We start from the raw sequence: 15497 nt of genomic DNA, 5'->3' as shown, positions 1-15497 counted from the left end.
AATACATGGCACCAAATGTATTTGACCGAAAAAATCGACCAAGCTACTTTTAACTGGATGCGGGTGTAAAACCCGAAGAATTATTCACCACTCAGCGAGCGGAGAGTACTGCGAAGCAGAAGGTGAAACGCGGTGTAGCTGTTGTAAATATTGTAGCTGTTGTAAATATTGTAGCTGTTGTAAATATTGTAGCTGTTGTAAATATTGTAGCTGTTGTAAATATTGTAGCTGTTGTAAATATGACTCAAGTATAACGCAAAAAGCCACCAAAGTCCAATGGCTTTCCAAATAGAAATGTGCTAGCAATGTTCGCCAGCGTACAGTCAGACGTGAAAAAGGCGAAAAGCGATGTGTTTTCATCGTCTTTTCGCCCATCACTGCGACACGTTCCTAGCACCAAACATGGCGCCAGACAAGCGGGGGAAATGCCATCAAACTGACTCGGCAAACACCTTGCGCATCTTTTCGGCAATCTTGCCTTCAATGGTGGAGGCGAAGGCGCTGAGCATGAAGCCCAGCTTGATTTGCAGTTGCGCCTGCTCTTTTTCCAGGGTCAACGCCCCATCGACGCCGCTGCGCTCGAAACGCAGCACATCGCCATCCCAGGCGCACGCCAGGTCATATTCCTGGGCCAGCTTGTCGGCCACTTGCTGCGCCGCTTCGCGGGCCTTTGCTGCTGTCAGCTTATGTTGCTGAACTATATTTATATCCGCCATCAAACAATCCTTTTATTATTAAAACGGGTGCCGTACGGCCAGCATCATACCAGCCGCCACGCGGCAGCCGCAGCCATGGGGAACGCCGGTACATGGAAAAAACCGCGCTTTCCTGCGCGGCGCTTGCGCCACATCAAACCGAAATCAGCGAAGCAGGCCGACTATCTCCATTCCAGTTGCGAGTGTGTTGGAGAGCTACCATGGACCAGAAAGTCATCGTGCCGGTCGAAGCCGTGCTGACCAAATGCGTGTCCTTGCCCGTCGGCTATGTCCCTACCCCCTCGGCGCCCTACCGCGTGCACCGCAAGAATGCGCAACTGACCCTGCAGCCGGGTCGGCCGCGCCTGACCGAGGCAACGGCCCGCGACTTGGCCGCCGTGCCCGTCGGTTCGCGCGTGCTGATCTGGAAACAAGACCCGTCCGTCAGCGAACTGGGCACGCGCAAGACCTTCTTGCCCGGCCTGACTTTGCAAGGCCCGCGCGACGCGCGCATCACGTTTGGAGAGCCGGGCATCGCCCAGGTCAGCCCGAACGCCTTTGGCGACTTCATCGTCTCGCCCAACACCGACCAGTTCGACGCCGTGCACACGTTTGCCATCGTGCGCATGACGCTCACCATGTACCAGCGCGCGATGGCCAGTAACGACACGGCGCCGCCCCTGCCCTGGCAATGGAATAGCGCCAGCAATACGGCACCGCTGCGCGTGTTCCCGCACGGCTTGCCCAATGTCATGAATGCCTATTACAGCCGCAGCGACAAGGCCCTCAAGTTCGGCGACTTCATTCCCAGCGGCGCCACCGAGCGCGTCTACACCTGCCGTTCGCTCGACATCGTCTCGCATGAAACAGGACACGCCATCCTCGACGGCCTCAAGCCGAATTGGCTGCTCAACAATAATCCACCGCAGACGGGCGGCTTGCACGAATCGTTCGGCGACCTGACGGCCATCTTCCTGGCCCTGTCGCAGCTGGACCAGGTCGAAGCCGTCATCGCGCAAACCAAGTCCGACCTGCACGATAAAACCTTCCTGGCCGACCTGGCGGAACAGTTCGGCCTGGCGCTGGGCCGGCCGAACGGTTTGCGCAATGCCGACAATGACATCAAATTGTCGGAGGCTGGCACGGAAGTGCACGCCATCTCGCAAGTGTTTACCGGCGCCATCTACGACATCCTGGCCGACATCTTTGCGCATGAACGCCAGCCCCAGCTGGAAGACGACGCGGCCGTGCTGCACCGCTGCGGCGACTACCTGCGCAGCCTGGTCTTGCGCGCCCTGGTGGCGTCTCCCGACCATGCTGCCACGTACGCCGACGTGGCCGGTCAGATGCTGACCCTGGCGCAGGCCGACGGCTTTACCAGCTACCTCGATTTCATCCGCAACAGTTTTACCGTGCGCGAAGTGCTCAAGGACAATGCCATGACGGAGGATGGGCAAATGACCTTTGCCGCAGGCATCGTCGATGACGAGGGCGCCGTGCAAGACAGGCGCGCCTGCTGCGGTACCATGAACCATGCGGAATACAGCGAATCGGATCAATTGCTGGAAGCGGAGCGCGAAGCGCTGGCAGCCTGGTGCCGCAGTTACGCGCCCCGATAGATACACCTTACGCCCTACGCCGCAGGCCCGCCAGCAGTCAGCCGCAGGCGACGGCTGCCGCATCACGTTCCCAACACCGTCCTCAAGAAGGAGCAGCATGAAAATTTCAGCCCGCAGCAGCGGCGGCTTTGCCGGCCTCAGCGAACAGTACGACATTGATACGCAGGCGCACCCGGCCGGCCCCGGACTGGAAGCAGCACTGGCCAGCAGCGGCTTCTTTACGCACCCGCAGGGCACGGGCGAACAGGTGGGCGCCGATATCCCCCATTGGCAGATCACCGTCGAGGCACCCACTACGCGCCGCACCATCACGTTTGCCGAGGATGGCAGTGCTGAAAATGCACGTTGGCAACAGTTGCTGACGCAAATACGCGCCAGCGCCTGATTGTTCTGGCACTTATTTTTACCGATCTTGATTTGGGTAAAACAAAAACACCACACGACAAGCCCCTGCCTCGCCCGTCCTGCACCTTGCAGTATCGGGCGACTGTCGCTTTCTTGCCGCGTTCTTCATGCCAACGTCCCGGATAGTCGCTGAATTGCCCGCTCTGCGCGGCAACGGCACTGCCAAAAAATGAATTTGCTTATATGTATTGTATATAAGCGGGATTTGTGAGAAATAGCGAATTGCCTTAAAATACAATGCTTTGCTTTAGTATGCGCCGCCGAGGTTCCTGCAGGCGCTACAGCACCTCCCCCCAAATTGATAGGACTGTTATGACCCACGTTGTCACCGAATCCTGCATCGCCTGTCGCTATACCGACTGCGTCGATGTCTGCCCGGTAGATTGTTTCCGGGAAGGCCCGAACTTCCTGGCGATCGATCCGGACGAATGTATTGACTGCGCAGTCTGCGTGGCAGAGTGCCCGGTGAACGCGATTTTCGCGGAAGAAGACGTGCCGGGCGACCAGCAAGCCTTCATCAAGATCAACGTCGACCTGGCCCGTAACTGGCCGTCGATCACCAAGACGAAGGCGGCCTTGCCGGAAGCCGAGCAATTCAAGGACGTCAAGGACAAGCTCGACATGCTGGTGCGCTAAACGCACGGCAATGCCGCGACCGTTCCGGCGGGGAGACTCTTCTCCGTAGGGCGTGGCGGCAAAAAAACAGACAAAAAGCAGCGGAAACGCTGCTTTTTTTGCTTTTAAAGCATCGTTGCAGGTCTATCCACGCAAGTGTGGCGCGCTGTCACACCAAAGCGCAAACTGTGGACCTATGCGCGGTAATGCACATTTTGTCCTCAACAAATATCGTAGAATTGGATTATGATATTTGAGCCGATATTGGCGCTTGGAATTAAACAAGGACTATATATGCTTTACCAACTGCACGAACTGCAACGCTCCTTCCTCACTCCGGTGATGCAATGGGCAGACATGTCCTCCAAGTTATTTACCAACCCGGTTTCTCCACTGGCCCACACCCCGTTTTCGCAACGCATCGCAGCCGGCTACGAGCTGATGTACCGCCTTGGCAAAGACTACGAAAAACCACAATTCGACATCCAATCCGTTCTCGTCCAAGGCGAGAGCGTCGACATCCGCGAACACGTTGTCGTGACAAAACCGTTTTGCCGCCTGATTCACTTCAAAAAAGAAGCCACTGGCTTGCAACAGCCCAAAGTTTTGCTGGTTGCCCCCCTGTCCGGTCACCACTCGACCCTGCTGCGCGATACCGTGCGCGGCTTGCTGGCCGAGCACGATGTCTACATCACCGACTGGACGGACGCGCGCATGGTACCGCTGACGGAAGGCCCGTTCCACCTGGACGACTACATTTATTATGTACAAGAGTTCATCCGCCTGCTGGCGCCTGACTTGCACGTCATTTCCGTCTGCCAACCGACCGTGCCCGTGCTGGCCGCCATCTCGCTGATGGCGACGGCCAAAGATCCGCACATGCCGAAAACCATGACGATGATGGGCGGCCCGATCGACCCGCGCCGTTCGCCCACGCAAGTGAACAACCTGGCGACGGAAAAGAAATTCTCGTGGTTTGAAAACACCGTGATCTACGCGGTGCCGCCGAACTACCCGGGCTTTGGCCGCAAGGTGTATCCGGGCTTCCTGCAGCACGCCGGCTTCATCGCCATGAACCCGGGCCGCCACGCGCAAAGCCACCGCGAGTTCTATATGCACCTGGTGACGGGCGACGACGAGCCGGCGGAAGGCCACCGCCAGTTCTACAACGAGTACAACGCCGTGCTGGACATGCCGGCCGAGTACTACCTGGAAACCATTAAAACGGTTTTCCAGGAATTCAGCCTGCCGATGGGCACGTGGAAAGTGGGTGGCCAGCTGGTGCGGCCGCAAGACATCACGAATGTGGCGCTGTTCACGGTGGAAGGTGAGCTGGACGATATTTCCGGCGCTGGCCAGACGCAGGCGGCGCATGACCTGTGCTCGGGCATCCCTGCCGAGATGCAACAAGATTTCGTGGCGCCAAAATGTGGCCATTACGGCATCTTCTCGGGCCGCCGCTGGCGCGAGATCATTTGCCCGAAAATCGGTGAATTCATCCAGAAACACGGCTAATACACGGCATATCCATCAAAACGCCACGCCAGCTCACGCTGGCGTGGCGTTTTTTTATGCCCAGCTCATGCCCGTTCGATTTTCACCGTCGGGCGCGTATTGACAAAGATCTGCTCGACCCTCGGCTCGCCCGGCCCCGGTTTCTTCATCGCATAGCCATTCACGGGTTGCGAACGGTTCACCCACAGCGCGTAATACAGGTGGTCGGCACGCGGATCTTCCGTGTTCGGGTGGATCAGTATCGTCAGGCCCAGGCTATTGAGCTGCAGCCACGGCACGATCACAGGCAATAAATCATTCGTGAAGCCAAAGTAAAACGACGGCGTCACGTGCGGGCCGCGCGGCTCCAGATTCCAGTCGCCCAGCTCGATCTGGAAACGCTCGGCAGCCCATCGACGTATCAGCGCCGCCTTTTGATAGCTGTCTTCGTCAAAATAGATATGCGCGTGATAGCTCTCGATATCCGTGTAGGCGCGCGGTTTTGACGGCAAGGTTTCCTCGCCGGGCCGCACGCTGGCGGGGCGCGGCGTGGGCGCCGTGTCCGTATGCTCGCCCCACGGACTCTTGCCGGGTGCCGGTTTTACGCGCGCCGTTTTTACCTCCTGCGCCAGGGCTGTGCCAGCCAGGCCCGATGCGGCCAATGCCGCCACCAGGCCGCCGCCGCGCAAGACCGTGCGGCGCTGCGGCGAGAGGAGATTGGCCCATTCCAGGTCGATGGCCGCGTGTTGATTGTTGTCAGGCATAGCATTTCCTGTTGTTGATGATCAATAGAGGGATACGGAAAATCAGAACGACACCGTGGCGCGCGCGTAGTAATAGCCGCCCAGCACGCCTAATGGTCCCGAGTTATCGTAGGCGCCCGTGTATTGCGCCAGATTCGCGGCGCTGCGCGCTGCGCGCGGCACCTGGCTCGGTTTCTGGTCGAAGACATTGTTGGCGCCCACCGTCACGTTGATGCGCTTGCTGACGTCGTAGCCGAGGCTGACATCGGTCACGAAGGAGGCTTTCAACTGGTAATCGCCGCCCGTGATGGCGTTCAGGCGCTTGAGCTTGCCGTAGCGCGTCTCGCGCAGGTTGAATGTCCAGCCGGCTTTTTCATACGCTAGGGTGACGATTTCCTTGTCGCGCGGCGCCCGGTACAGCAGGTCGTACTCGGCCGACTTGCTCAGGGTGCCGATATTCGGCAAGCCTTGCAGCACGGCCGGCAGGGCCGCCTTGCCGACCAGGCTCGTGTGGTTGAGATTCGCGGCCGCCGTCCAGCGCAGCTTGCCCTCGGCCACGTGCAGCACATCTTCGGCCGTCAAGTCGATACCACGCGTGCGCGTGTCGCCCACGTTGGCAAAGTAATGCGCGACGAGGCCATTGCCTACCGTCAAACCCGCCGAACGCAGCAGGTTTTCAATGACGGTTGCTTGCGCCCCCGTCAGCGGCCGGCCGCTGCCGTCGAGCGCCACGCCCGAACTGCGGTCGATGCCGATGTTCGACGACACACCCAGACGGTCGCTGACCTTGATTTGATACGCGTCAACGGCCAGGCGCAAGGTGGGCGTAGGATTGAAGGTCAGCCCGGCCGACAGATTCGTCGATTTTTCCGGTTTTAATGCTTGCGCACCCAGTGCCCGCGCAGCGGCCGAGTTCGGCTGCGCCAGGGTATACGGCACGCCCGCATGGTCGGACGTGTTCGAATACGATTGCGTCACCAGGCTCGGTGCATGGAAACCATTGCTGACGGTGCCGCGCACGGCGACCGTGGGCGTGACGTCATAGCGGGCGGACAAACGGCCCGTCGTCTTGCTGCCGAAATCTGAATATTTCTCGGCACGCAAGGCCGTGTCGAGCAGTAATTGCGGCGTCAGTTTCGCGCCCAGGCCGATGTACGCCGCATAGCTGTGGCGCGCCGTGTCGGACGCGTCGACGGGCAGGTAGCCGGCCAGCGCCGATGAGCCGCTGCCCTGCCAGGAAGCGGGTTCGCCCGGGCTGCGCTGCTGCGTTTCATGCGAATACTCGAGACCCAGGCTCAGGTCGGCCGGCTCGCTCAAGCCCAGCGGCACGGGACGGCGCACATCGGCGTTGGTGGTCGAGCGGCTGTAGCGCTGATTGCCGATGTCAAAATCCGTCTTGCCGCCAGGATAAGTGAGCGAGTAATTGGCCGAGTGCTCCACGCCCACGTCGATATCGTCGCGGCCATACGTCGTGCTCAGGTCCCAGGACCAGCCCGCCGTCTCGCCCTTGATGCCGCCCGTCAAGGAAAAGTCGTTTTCACTCGTCGTTTCATACGGCGTGAAGCCGTCGGGATACACGGACAGCAAGCCTTTGTTGTTATTGAAAATGGTATTGGGCAGGCGGAAATTCTGCGCCGAGCGGGCATTGCGGTGCGCATACGTGCCGAAGCCGTACAGTTGCACCTCGTTCGACAGGTCATAGCCGAGGTTGGCGCTGAGCGAGGCGGTCGTGCTTTGCGGCACGCCCGTATTGCGCCACGGATTGCTGTTGCGGTTCGCTTCTGCCGGGTTGGGCGAGGCGCCGGCCGGCAGGCTGTTGTTACTTCCCAGTTTCACCGGCTGGCCATCGCTGTTGCGCACGGCCGGATACGACAGATACGCGGGATTCAGTCCGAAATTGCGCACGGCGATGCCCTGGCGCTGGACTTCGGCGCCGAAGTGGGCAAAGCCGTGTTCGCCCAGGCGCGTGCCGCCATTGATGCGCACGGAACCGTTCGTGCCGTCACCCGCGTAGGTGGAACCGAGTTGCGTGCTGAAGCTGCCCTTGTCATCCGCTTTCAGGATGATGTTGATGACGCCGGCGATGGCGTCGGAACCGTAAATGGCCGAGGCGCCGTCGCGCAGGATTTCCACGCGGGCAATGGCGCCCGTGGGAATCAGGGCCAGGTCCGTGGCGACGGAACCGGGAAAGCCATCCTCATTGACGATGGCCGTCGTATGGCGGCGCTTGCCATTCACCAGCACCAGGGTATGCGAGGGGTCGAGGTTGCGCAGCTGCCCCGCGCGCACGATGCTGCCCAGGTCGGGCTGCACGCGGGCCGGCAAGTTGAACGATGGCAAGGCCGTATCGAGCGCATCGAGCAAGTTCAACTTGCCCGTGGCTTGCAATTGCTGCGCGCTGATCACGTCGATAGGCGCTGCGCTGTTGGCCACCGTGCGGCCCGTGCCGCGCGCGCCCGTGACGATGACGGTGTCAAACGGCGCGGCGACCAACGCGCCAGCGCCATCCGGCGCCGCTTGCGCATGCGCCACGCCAGGAGCTCCCAGCACGAGCACGGCCGCCGAGACGGCGTGTGCCAGTTGCCGCAAACGGGGGACGGGGTCTTGCTTGTGAATCAATTCCAGCATACGAAAACATCCTTTCAAAGTCGTCAACACAGTGGCTGCAGACTAAAGGATGGACAAACAAACAAGAACGAATGGTTTCGTATTTAGATATTTCGTTTTGGCAACTAACAACAGCGACGCGCCGTGTCAGGGAGCGGCCGGGGCAGTCGCCAGGCTCTGGTCGAGGCGCTTCCAGTAATCGCGTTCCAGCCGGGCCGTATCGATATCGCGTGCCGCGTCGTTGAAGCGTTTTTGCTGCGCAGCACCTTCAGCATCACGCTGGAAGCACACATGCACGGGGCGCTCCTTGAAGACGGTATCGATGATGGCGATACGTTCCCGATCGGCCTTGCTGAAGTTGCGTCCCATCAGCAAGTGCTGCAGCACATGGCGCTCGATGACGATCACACGGTAACGCTTGATGAACAGTTTCTTCAGATTCGTCGCGTCGTTCAAGCCCTCTTCCGTCTTCAGCTCGCCGCGCGCCACCATGCCATCGAACTGTTCCCCATTCGAGTAGCCGGCCACGGTGCCGATGCGCAGCGGGCCCAGGTCGGCCAGGCTGGCGCCCGGCACGCCATCTTCCTTCAGGTAGGCCAGCACACCTTGCGTGCCGCCAACCGGCACAGAAAAGTGGCAGAGTTTTTCCCGTTCGGGCGTGCGCCAGACGGCCAGGAACCCGGCATAGCGGGAACTGGCCAGGCCAAACTGCATGGCGCGCTTCCAGGGGAAATATTCATATCTGACCGCATAGCCGAGACGCTCGAAGACGGCGCTGACCATGGCGCCCGACATGCCATCGGCCGGCAGGCTGCGGGAAATAAAGGGCGGCCAGTCTTCCGCCGCGAAGCGGACGATGCGCGAGCTGGCAGCGCCCGACGCCGCCATGGGCGCTGCAGCCTGCCCGTGTGCAAGGGCAAGTGCAGAGTGCATGAACAAACAGAAGGGCAAACCAACTGTCCGGAGGAAACGCATGTTTGGCTCCTATGGCCTGGCGCACCATGCAATGCAGGCGGCAACAGGACTGGCGGTCGGCTTTTTTATCACTGGCTTGATAAAAATCATGCTCCCACAAAAAAAAGAAATTGCAAAGTTGTTTATTTGCACTTTGACATTCCTAGAGGAAATAAAATACGATTGCGGCGCGCCTGCAACAGGCCTGTCATGGCGCTGGTTATCCCCTCTCACGAAACAGGTTTTTACTTGTGCACGCGCCGGATGGCCGATAATGGCGTTTTACCGTGGAAGATGACCGTGCCGTACCCTGCCCCTCCCTCACTTGCCGACCAGATCGAAGACTTGCTGCCGCAAACGCAATGCACCAAATGCGGCTACAACGGCTGCCGCCCGTATGCGGAAGCGATTGCCGCCGGCAGCGCCGACATCAACCAGTGCCCGCCGGGCGGCGCGCAAGGCATCGTGCGCCTGGCCGGCTTGCTGGGCAAAAAAGTCATCCCGCTCAATCCCGTCAACGGCCTCGAACGTCCGCGATCTGTCGCCTATATCGATGAATCGCTGTGTATTGGCTGTACCCTGTGCATCCAGGCTTGTCCGGTGGACGCCATCGTCGGCGCCGCCAAGCAGATGCATACGGTGGTCACCGATCTGTGCACGGGCTGCGACCTGTGCGTGGCGCCCTGCCCCGTCGACTGCATCGTCATGTACCCGGTCAGCGGCGACGCCACGGGCTGGGATGCCTGGAGCCAGATGGACGCCGACGATGCGCGCGCGCGCCATGATTTTCGCACGCAGCGCCTGCGCCGCGAAACAGAGGAAAACGAAGCGCGCCTGGCCGCCAAGGCCGTCGCCAAGATGCGCGAAGTGACGCAGGAAGTGCCCGTCACGCCCGATGAACAGGCGGAAAAGGAGCGCAAGCGCGCCATCATCGCCGCCGCCATGGAGCGCGCGCGCGCCAAGGCTGCTGCCGCCAGCACGGATACTGCCCAGCCAGCCCCCACCACCCTGAAAAAAGACGCATGAACGCAGCCAAACGCCTGGAAATCTTTACGCGCTTTCGCGCCGCCAATCCCTCCCCGAAAACGGAACTCGACTACACGACGCCGTTCGAGCTGCTGATCGCCGTGCTGCTGTCGGCACAGGCGACGGACGTGTCCGTCAACAAGGCGACCCGCTTGCTGTATCCGGTCGCCAATACGCCGGCCACGATACTGGCGCTGGGCGTCGACGAGCTGGCCAGCTACATCCGCACCATCGGCCTGTTCCGCACCAAGGCGAAGAACGTCATCGCCACCTGCCAGATCCTGCTGGAGCAGCACGGCGGCGAAGTGCCGCGCGACCGCGCCTCGCTGGAAGCCTTGCCCGGCGTGGGCCGCAAGACGGCGAACGTGGTCATGAACACGGCGTTTGGCGAACCGACGATGGCTGTCGACACGCATATCTTCCGCGTCTCAAACCGCACCGGCATCGCGCCAGGCAAAAATGTCGATATCGTCGAGCAAAAGCTGCTCAAATTCATACCCAAGGAATTCCTGCACGATGCCCACCACTGGCTCATCCTGCATGGCCGCTACACATGCACGGCGCGCAAGCCGCAATGCTGGAACTGCATGATTGCCGACCTGTGCGATTACAAGGACAAGTCGCCGATGCCGGCCGTGGTCTGACAACACACCTAGAGGAACGGCGACACCATGTTGCAAACGACCTTGGCTGCCCTGGCTTGCCCCGCCTGCCGACAGCCCCTGCACAGCAATATGCCAGCCGGGGCGTCGGCAGCATTGCTGGAAGCGCTATTGCGCTGTCCGGCGTGCGCGATCGACATTCCCGTCGTGCAAGGCTTTGTGCTCTTTACGGAAGCGCGGCAAGGTTGCGATGACCGGATGCTGTCGGCGTTGCGTGCCCAGCTGACACCCAGCGCCGAATATCTGTCCTTCATGCATCGCCGCCATGTGCGCCGCATTCCCGACCGTTACGCCGCATTTCAACCGTTCAATGAATCCACGCGCGCCTTTTATGCCTTGCTGGACCTGATCCGGGAGCAGTTGCAGCCTGGCGACCTCATTCTCGACACCTGGGGCCGCACGGGCTGGAGTGGCGAAATGCTGGCTGCGGCGTTTCCCGAGCAGCATGTCATTTCTGTATGGGAAGGCAATTTCGATGTGCTCGCTTACATGGGATACGCGCACTGGCTGCCCGCGGAACAGCGCGCGCCCAACCACGATATCGTTTTCTTGCCTCCTGGCAGTCCCATGCCTTTTCGCGATGGCACGTTCGCGCTGATTCATGGCCTCGATTCACTGCATCGCTATGCGCCACTGACCTTTGCCGGCGAGATGCTGCGCATCGCCTGCAGCGATGCGCCTATCCTCTTCCCGCACGTCCACCTGGCCAACAGCCAGCCCGCGCCGTACTTCGAGCGCGGCGGCAACATCGTTCACGGCCGCTGCTATCAGCAGCGCTTTGATGCTGCGCAAGCACGCGGCGCACGCAAGACGCTGGTGATGTCGGAAATGACCCTGTTCGACGCAAGCGGACCGTTGCATGGCGAACCGGACACGGCACACTACAATGGCGTGGTGGCGCTGGTGCCGCCCGCATGGGAAGGGGCGCCCCTGCGCCGGGCTGATCTCGACCTGGCCTTGCCCGCATCGCGCGCTGTCGTGAATGCCTTGCTGCGGCTCGACAGCCTGAACGGCCGCGCCATACCCGATACCGATGCGCTGGGCGGCCTGATGCAGGATTTGCTGGTGCGTCATCCTTGTTATGCGGAACGCCTGGCGCGCCTGGGGCAACAACAACTGAGCGCCGAGCAATTGCAGATCCTGTTCCAGCTGGGCCAGTTGCGCACGCTGGAACAAGTGGCGCAGCGCCTGCGCCTGCCAGTGGAATATGTTTGCCAGCAAGCCAGGAACATGGTCGATATGGAACTGCTGCAGATGGCGCCCATCAGCGGCGCCATGGCCCGTTTGCAATCCTACTATGCCAGCCAGATCGTGCGTCCACTGCCACAGGAAGAAACCTTCGAATATCTGTGGCAATTACTGCCCACGCTGTACCAGCAACGCCCGCTATTGCTGTGTGGAATGGACGAAAGCGCCTTTGGCTGGACGGAAATCGGGCTGCTCGTGCCGGCGTTGCAACGGGGCTTGCTGGCGCTGGGCGTCCGCGCTGGCGACCGCGTCGCCATGCTGTGCGCGCAGCACCCTGAAGCAGTATTGCTCAGCTGGGCCTGCTGGCGCATCGGCGCTGTCGTGGTTCCCTTGCGCAAGGAATTGACGGACACGCCCGCCTTGCTGCAACCCTTGCTGGAACGCATTGCTCCCGCCTTGCTGGTGCTCGATCATCCCCGCTATCGCGCCGCCGCATTGACGACGTGTCCGGCGCTGCTGCTCGACGATATCCGGTCTGAAGCCACGGCGATCCTGCCGCCAGACTGCGCATTGCCTGAATTGTCCGCCTTGCTGGAGGACTGGATGGACCTGCCAGCGACGCCGGCACTATCCGCACAGGCCGTCCACCCCGACGCTCCGGCCGTGATCCTGTTTACCTCTGGCAGTACTGGCGTCCCCAAGGGCGTCGTCCACAGCCAGCGTGCCCTCATGCAGAGCGGCCAGCTGGCGGCCACTGAATTTGGCTGGCACGACGGCGACATCCTGCTGTCGCTGGGCGACTGCCACACCATGAGCGGCTTGCGCAATCCCATGGTCGCCGCCCTGTTTGCCGGTGCCGGCGTGTATCTGGCCGATGAAAGCGAACGGGGGAATGTCGGCAAGACCCTGCAGGCAGCCCAACGCCATGGTGTGACCGTGCTGGCGACCGGCCCCGCCTGGCTAGCCATGCTGCAGCGGCTGCCGGCACACCTGACCCAGCACCCGGCCAGCTTGCGGCAGATCATTTCCACGGGCGCCCCCTTGCTATCGTCGCTGCACACGGCCTTGAGCCAGCGCATGCGGCTCGCCATCATCGACTATTATGGACTGACGGAGACGGGCGGCCTGTGCATGCTGTTTCAGCACCTGCCCGCTGCCACGCAGGCCAGTGGCCGCGCCGTCGGTGCCGTGGTGCAAATCTGCGATGGCAAGGACTTGCCGCTCGGGCCGGGGCAGGCAGGAGAGTTGCGCGTGCACAGCAACCAGCTGATGCTGGAATACTGGGGCGATCCCGCGCAAACGGCGTCCATCGCCCGCGATGGCTGGATCTACACGGGCGATATTGCCAGCCACGATGGCCTGGGCAACATCACCTTGCTGGGCAGACACGATGACCAGTTGAAGAACGAGTATGGCGACATCGTCCATCCCGCCCCGCTCGAACTAGCCATGTGCAGCTACCCGCTGGTACGGCAAGCGGCCGTCACTGCCGGACCGCAAGGCTTGATCGGCATGCTGGTGGTCGACGAAGGCTTCGACTTACCCGCATTTGTCGTCTTTTGCCGCCAACACGCGCAAATCGACGCCTTTCCCCGCGAATTGCGCCTGCAGGCAGCCTTGCCTTACACGGCGGCAGGAAAGCTCGACCGTCGCGCGCTGGCCCATTCAATTTCTCCATGACAGACACGCACACCATGTTCCAGACTCGTCCCACGCCGGCGCATACGCCCTTCCTGATCGGCCCCAAGTCATTGTCGCATAGCCACCTGGAGGAACAAATCCTGCAAGTGGCTGCCCGGCTGATCAACATGGAACTGCACAATAAACGCGTGCTGCTGATGGTGCGCGACGATCTGGCCTTTGCCCCTTTGCTGCTCGGTTGCATGCGGACCGGCGCGATCCCCCTGTTGCTTGATCCGGGCACCGCCGTGCGGCAGGTCACGGATTTGCTGCACCATACGCGCATCGATGCCGTCATTGCCGATACGGACCTCATCGACCTGTGGCACGCCCAGGAGGTGCCGCTGCCCACGCAGCAGATCCGCGTCGGCGCCGTCCAGGCCAAGGGAGCGCTGTTGAGCAAGTTGCTGGGCAGGCGCGCGCCCGCCGACCTGGACAACTGGCCCGGCCTGCTGGCAACGCCAGTACCAGCGTCCTTGCCGCCCGCGCGGCAGGAGGGTCCGGCCTATGTCGTCTTCACCTCCGGCAGCACGGCCCGCCCGAAAGGCGTGGAAATGCACTGGCCCGCCCTGCTCGCGCATTTGCATACCATCGGCGACCATTACGCATTGACGCCCGCTTCGCGCCTGCTGAACCTGATGCCGCTGTCGCACGCCGACGGCCTGGTGCAAGGCGTGCTGCTGGCTTACCAACGGGGCTGCACCCTGGTGCGTCCCGCGCCCTTCAGCCTCGTCGCCATCGAAGCCATTTTGATTGCCGTCTACCGCGAACAGGTAAGCCATCTGATCGCCGCGCCGACGGCGCTGGCCCTGCTGCAGCAATATGGCGCCCACCTGGCGGAAAACTTCGAGAATGGCCATTTCCGCTTCGCCATCTCCTGCAGCGCGCCGCTGAGCACTGCCACCTGGACCGGCTTCAGCCAGTGTTTCAATGTAAAACTCATCAATACCTATGGCTTGAGCGAAACGGGTGCCTGCGGCTTGTATGCAGGACCGGATGCCGCCAGCCACAAGGTCGGCAGCGTGGGCGTGCCGCGCGACATGCTGGCCAAAATCGTGCGCGACGATGGCGGCGAGGCTGGCTGCGATGAAATTGGCGAACTGTGCCTGCAAGGGGCCAACCTGATGCAGGGCTATCTGGACAATCCGCAAGCAACTGCGGCCGTGCTGCGCGACGGCTGGCTGCATACGGGCGACCTGGCGCGACGCGACAGTGATGGCATGTACTGGATCACGGGACGCCTCAAGGATGTGATCATTTGCGGCGGCTACAACCTGTCGCCGGAAGCCATCAATGGCGTACTGCTGCAGCACCCGGCCGTGCTGGAAGCCGCCACCGTCGCCTTGCCGGACCCGACCTGGGGCGAAATCCCCGTTGCCTGCGTCGTATTGCGTCCTGGCATGGAGGCGGACAGCCAGCAACTGCTGCAGCATTGCGCCCGGCATCTGGGGGCAAATGAATTGCCAAAACGCATCAGCTTTACGGGCCAATTGCCGCGCACGCCATCGGGCAAGGTCATCACGGCCCAGTTGCAGCACGCGCTTGCGCTCAGTCCGATGGAGGCAAGTGCACACGGCAACCAGCAGGAAGACATTTTTGCTCTGGCAACAGAACTCTTCCATCTCCCGGCCGGCGCCCTGAAGGGTGACTCCGGTCCCGCGAATACGCCAGGCTGGGATTCGCTGGCGCATATCAACTTCGTAATCGGCCTGGAAACCCTGTTCAAGGTACGCCTGAGTCCATCGGACGTGGTGCACATGGAAACGATGGACGCCACCGTGCAACTGATCCAGCGGTTGACGCGCTGAG

General features: G+C 61.3%; 14 protein-coding genes. 10 read left to right on the top strand and 4 right to left on the bottom strand.

Going from position 1 to position 15497, the window contains the following annotated elements:
* Positions 1–122 precede the first annotated feature (122 nt).
* Positions 123–254, top strand: a complete 132-nt coding sequence (locus tag AC3IQ7_RS06410) for a hypothetical protein (RefSeq protein ID WP_489208646.1) — start codon at positions 123–125, stop codon at positions 252–254.
* 177 nt (positions 255–431) lie between these two features.
* On the opposite strand, the gene AC3IQ7_RS06405 is transcribed toward AC3IQ7_RS06410, so the two are convergent.
* Positions 432–716 carry a polyhydroxyalkanoic acid system family protein gene (locus AC3IQ7_RS06405; RefSeq protein WP_489208645.1) on the bottom strand — a complete coding sequence of 95 codons (285 nt, stop codon included), beginning with the start codon at positions 714–716 and terminating at the stop codon, positions 432–434.
* A gap of 200 nt (positions 717–916) precedes the next feature.
* Here AC3IQ7_RS06405 and AC3IQ7_RS06400 point away from each other — a divergent pair, with 200 nt between their 5' ends.
* The 4 genes from AC3IQ7_RS06400 (at position 917) to AC3IQ7_RS06385 (ending at position 4849) form a co-directional block, all read left to right on the top strand.
* Positions 917–2314 carry a hypothetical protein gene (locus AC3IQ7_RS06400; protein WP_489208644.1) on the top strand — a complete coding sequence of 466 codons (1398 nt, stop codon included), beginning with the start codon at positions 917–919 and terminating at the stop codon, positions 2312–2314.
* Between the two features lie 97 nt (positions 2315–2411).
* Positions 2412–2699, top strand: a complete 288-nt coding sequence (locus AC3IQ7_RS06395) for a protealysin inhibitor emfourin (RefSeq protein ID WP_099379369.1) — start codon at positions 2412–2414, stop codon at positions 2697–2699.
* Between the two features lie 332 nt (positions 2700–3031).
* Positions 3032–3355, top strand: a complete 324-nt coding sequence (gene fdxA / locus AC3IQ7_RS06390) for a ferredoxin FdxA (RefSeq protein ID WP_034782458.1) — start codon at positions 3032–3034, stop codon at positions 3353–3355.
* 273 nt (positions 3356–3628) lie between these two features.
* A complete protein-coding gene (locus tag AC3IQ7_RS06385; protein ID WP_070260064.1) occupies positions 3629–4849 on the top strand; it encodes a polyhydroxyalkanoate depolymerase in 1221 nt (406 codons plus the stop codon).
* A gap of 65 nt (positions 4850–4914) precedes the next feature.
* Here the strand turns inward: AC3IQ7_RS06385 and AC3IQ7_RS06380 are convergent, their stop codons facing one another.
* From AC3IQ7_RS06380 to AC3IQ7_RS06370, 3 genes are all read right to left on the bottom strand, one after another.
* Positions 4915–5592 carry a DOPA 4,5-dioxygenase family protein gene (locus tag AC3IQ7_RS06380; protein ID WP_099379367.1) on the bottom strand — a complete coding sequence of 226 codons (678 nt, stop codon included), beginning with the start codon at positions 5590–5592 and terminating at the stop codon, positions 4915–4917.
* A gap of 42 nt (positions 5593–5634) precedes the next feature.
* A complete protein-coding gene (locus AC3IQ7_RS06375) occupies positions 5635–8199 on the bottom strand; it encodes a TonB-dependent receptor plug domain-containing protein (RefSeq protein WP_489208643.1) in 2565 nt (854 codons plus the stop codon).
* A 126-nt stretch (positions 8200–8325) separates the two neighbouring features.
* A complete protein-coding gene (locus tag AC3IQ7_RS06370; protein WP_099379365.1) occupies positions 8326–9066 on the bottom strand; it encodes a substrate-binding periplasmic protein in 741 nt (246 codons plus the stop codon).
* A gap of 43 nt (positions 9067–9109) precedes the next feature.
* Between AC3IQ7_RS06370 and AC3IQ7_RS06365 the strand changes: the two genes are divergently transcribed.
* From AC3IQ7_RS06365 to AC3IQ7_RS06345, 5 genes are read left to right on the top strand one after another with little or no spacing between them, the layout of a single operon-like run.
* Positions 9110–9430: a hypothetical protein gene (locus tag AC3IQ7_RS06365; protein WP_489208642.1), complete on the top strand. Its 321-nt coding sequence runs from the start codon at positions 9110–9112 to the stop codon at positions 9428–9430.
* Positions 9427–10158: an electron transport complex subunit RsxB gene (rsxB, locus tag AC3IQ7_RS06360; RefSeq protein WP_489208641.1), complete on the top strand. Its 732-nt coding sequence runs from the start codon at positions 9427–9429 to the stop codon at positions 10156–10158. Before AC3IQ7_RS06365 ends, rsxB begins: the two co-directional genes overlap by 4 nt.
* Entirely contained in the window at positions 10155–10802 is a 648-nt protein-coding gene (gene nth, locus AC3IQ7_RS06355) for an endonuclease III (RefSeq protein WP_034782448.1), read from the top strand. The genes rsxB and nth overlap by 4 nt, the downstream gene beginning before the upstream one ends.
* A 27-nt stretch (positions 10803–10829) precedes the next feature.
* Positions 10830–13688 carry a class I adenylate-forming enzyme family protein gene (locus tag AC3IQ7_RS06350; protein ID WP_489208640.1) on the top strand — a complete coding sequence of 953 codons (2859 nt, stop codon included), beginning with the start codon at positions 10830–10832 and terminating at the stop codon, positions 13686–13688.
* A complete protein-coding gene (locus AC3IQ7_RS06345) occupies positions 13685–15496 on the top strand; it encodes an AMP-binding protein (protein ID WP_489208639.1) in 1812 nt (603 codons plus the stop codon). Before AC3IQ7_RS06350 ends, AC3IQ7_RS06345 begins: the two co-directional genes overlap by 4 nt.
* Position 15497: the final 1 nt, after the last annotated feature.

This window comes from Janthinobacterium sp. GL_088, from assembly GCF_057837845.1.
The sequence above is the reverse complement of the archived record's forward strand: the minus strand, read 5'-3'. Positions and strand labels throughout refer to the sequence as shown.

Excerpts from the sequence above, each read along its gene's own strand:
- AC3IQ7_RS06405 (WP_489208645.1), bottom strand. The coding sequence starts at position 716 with ATGGCGGATATAAATATAGTTCAGCAACATAAGCTGACAGCAGCAAAG.
- AC3IQ7_RS06400 (WP_489208644.1), top strand. The coding sequence starts at position 917 with ATGGACCAGAAAGTCATCGTGCCGGTCGAAGCCGTGCTGACCAAATGC.
- AC3IQ7_RS06395 (WP_099379369.1), top strand. The coding sequence starts at position 2,412 with ATGAAAATTTCAGCCCGCAGCAGCGGCGGCTTTGCCGGCCTCAGCGAA.
- fdxA (WP_034782458.1), top strand. The coding sequence starts at position 3,032 with ATGACCCACGTTGTCACCGAATCCTGCATCGCCTGTCGCTATACCGAC.
- AC3IQ7_RS06385 (WP_070260064.1), top strand. The coding sequence starts at position 3,629 with ATGCTTTACCAACTGCACGAACTGCAACGCTCCTTCCTCACTCCGGTG.
- AC3IQ7_RS06380 (WP_099379367.1), bottom strand. The coding sequence starts at position 5,592 with ATGCCTGACAACAATCAACACGCGGCCATCGACCTGGAATGGGCCAAT.
- AC3IQ7_RS06375 (WP_489208643.1), bottom strand. The coding sequence starts at position 8,199 with ATGCTGGAATTGATTCACAAGCAAGACCCCGTCCCCCGTTTGCGGCAA.
- AC3IQ7_RS06370 (WP_099379365.1), bottom strand. The coding sequence starts at position 9,066 with ATGGCGGCGTCGGGCGCTGCCAGCTCGCGCATCGTCCGCTTCGCGGCG.
- AC3IQ7_RS06365 (WP_489208642.1), top strand. The coding sequence starts at position 9,110 with ATGAACAAACAGAAGGGCAAACCAACTGTCCGGAGGAAACGCATGTTT.
- rsxB (WP_489208641.1), top strand. The coding sequence starts at position 9,427 with ATGACCGTGCCGTACCCTGCCCCTCCCTCACTTGCCGACCAGATCGAA.
- nth (WP_034782448.1), top strand. The coding sequence starts at position 10,155 with ATGAACGCAGCCAAACGCCTGGAAATCTTTACGCGCTTTCGCGCCGCC.
- AC3IQ7_RS06350 (WP_489208640.1), top strand. The coding sequence starts at position 10,830 with ATGTTGCAAACGACCTTGGCTGCCCTGGCTTGCCCCGCCTGCCGACAG.
- AC3IQ7_RS06345 (WP_489208639.1), top strand. The coding sequence starts at position 13,685 with ATGACAGACACGCACACCATGTTCCAGACTCGTCCCACGCCGGCGCAT.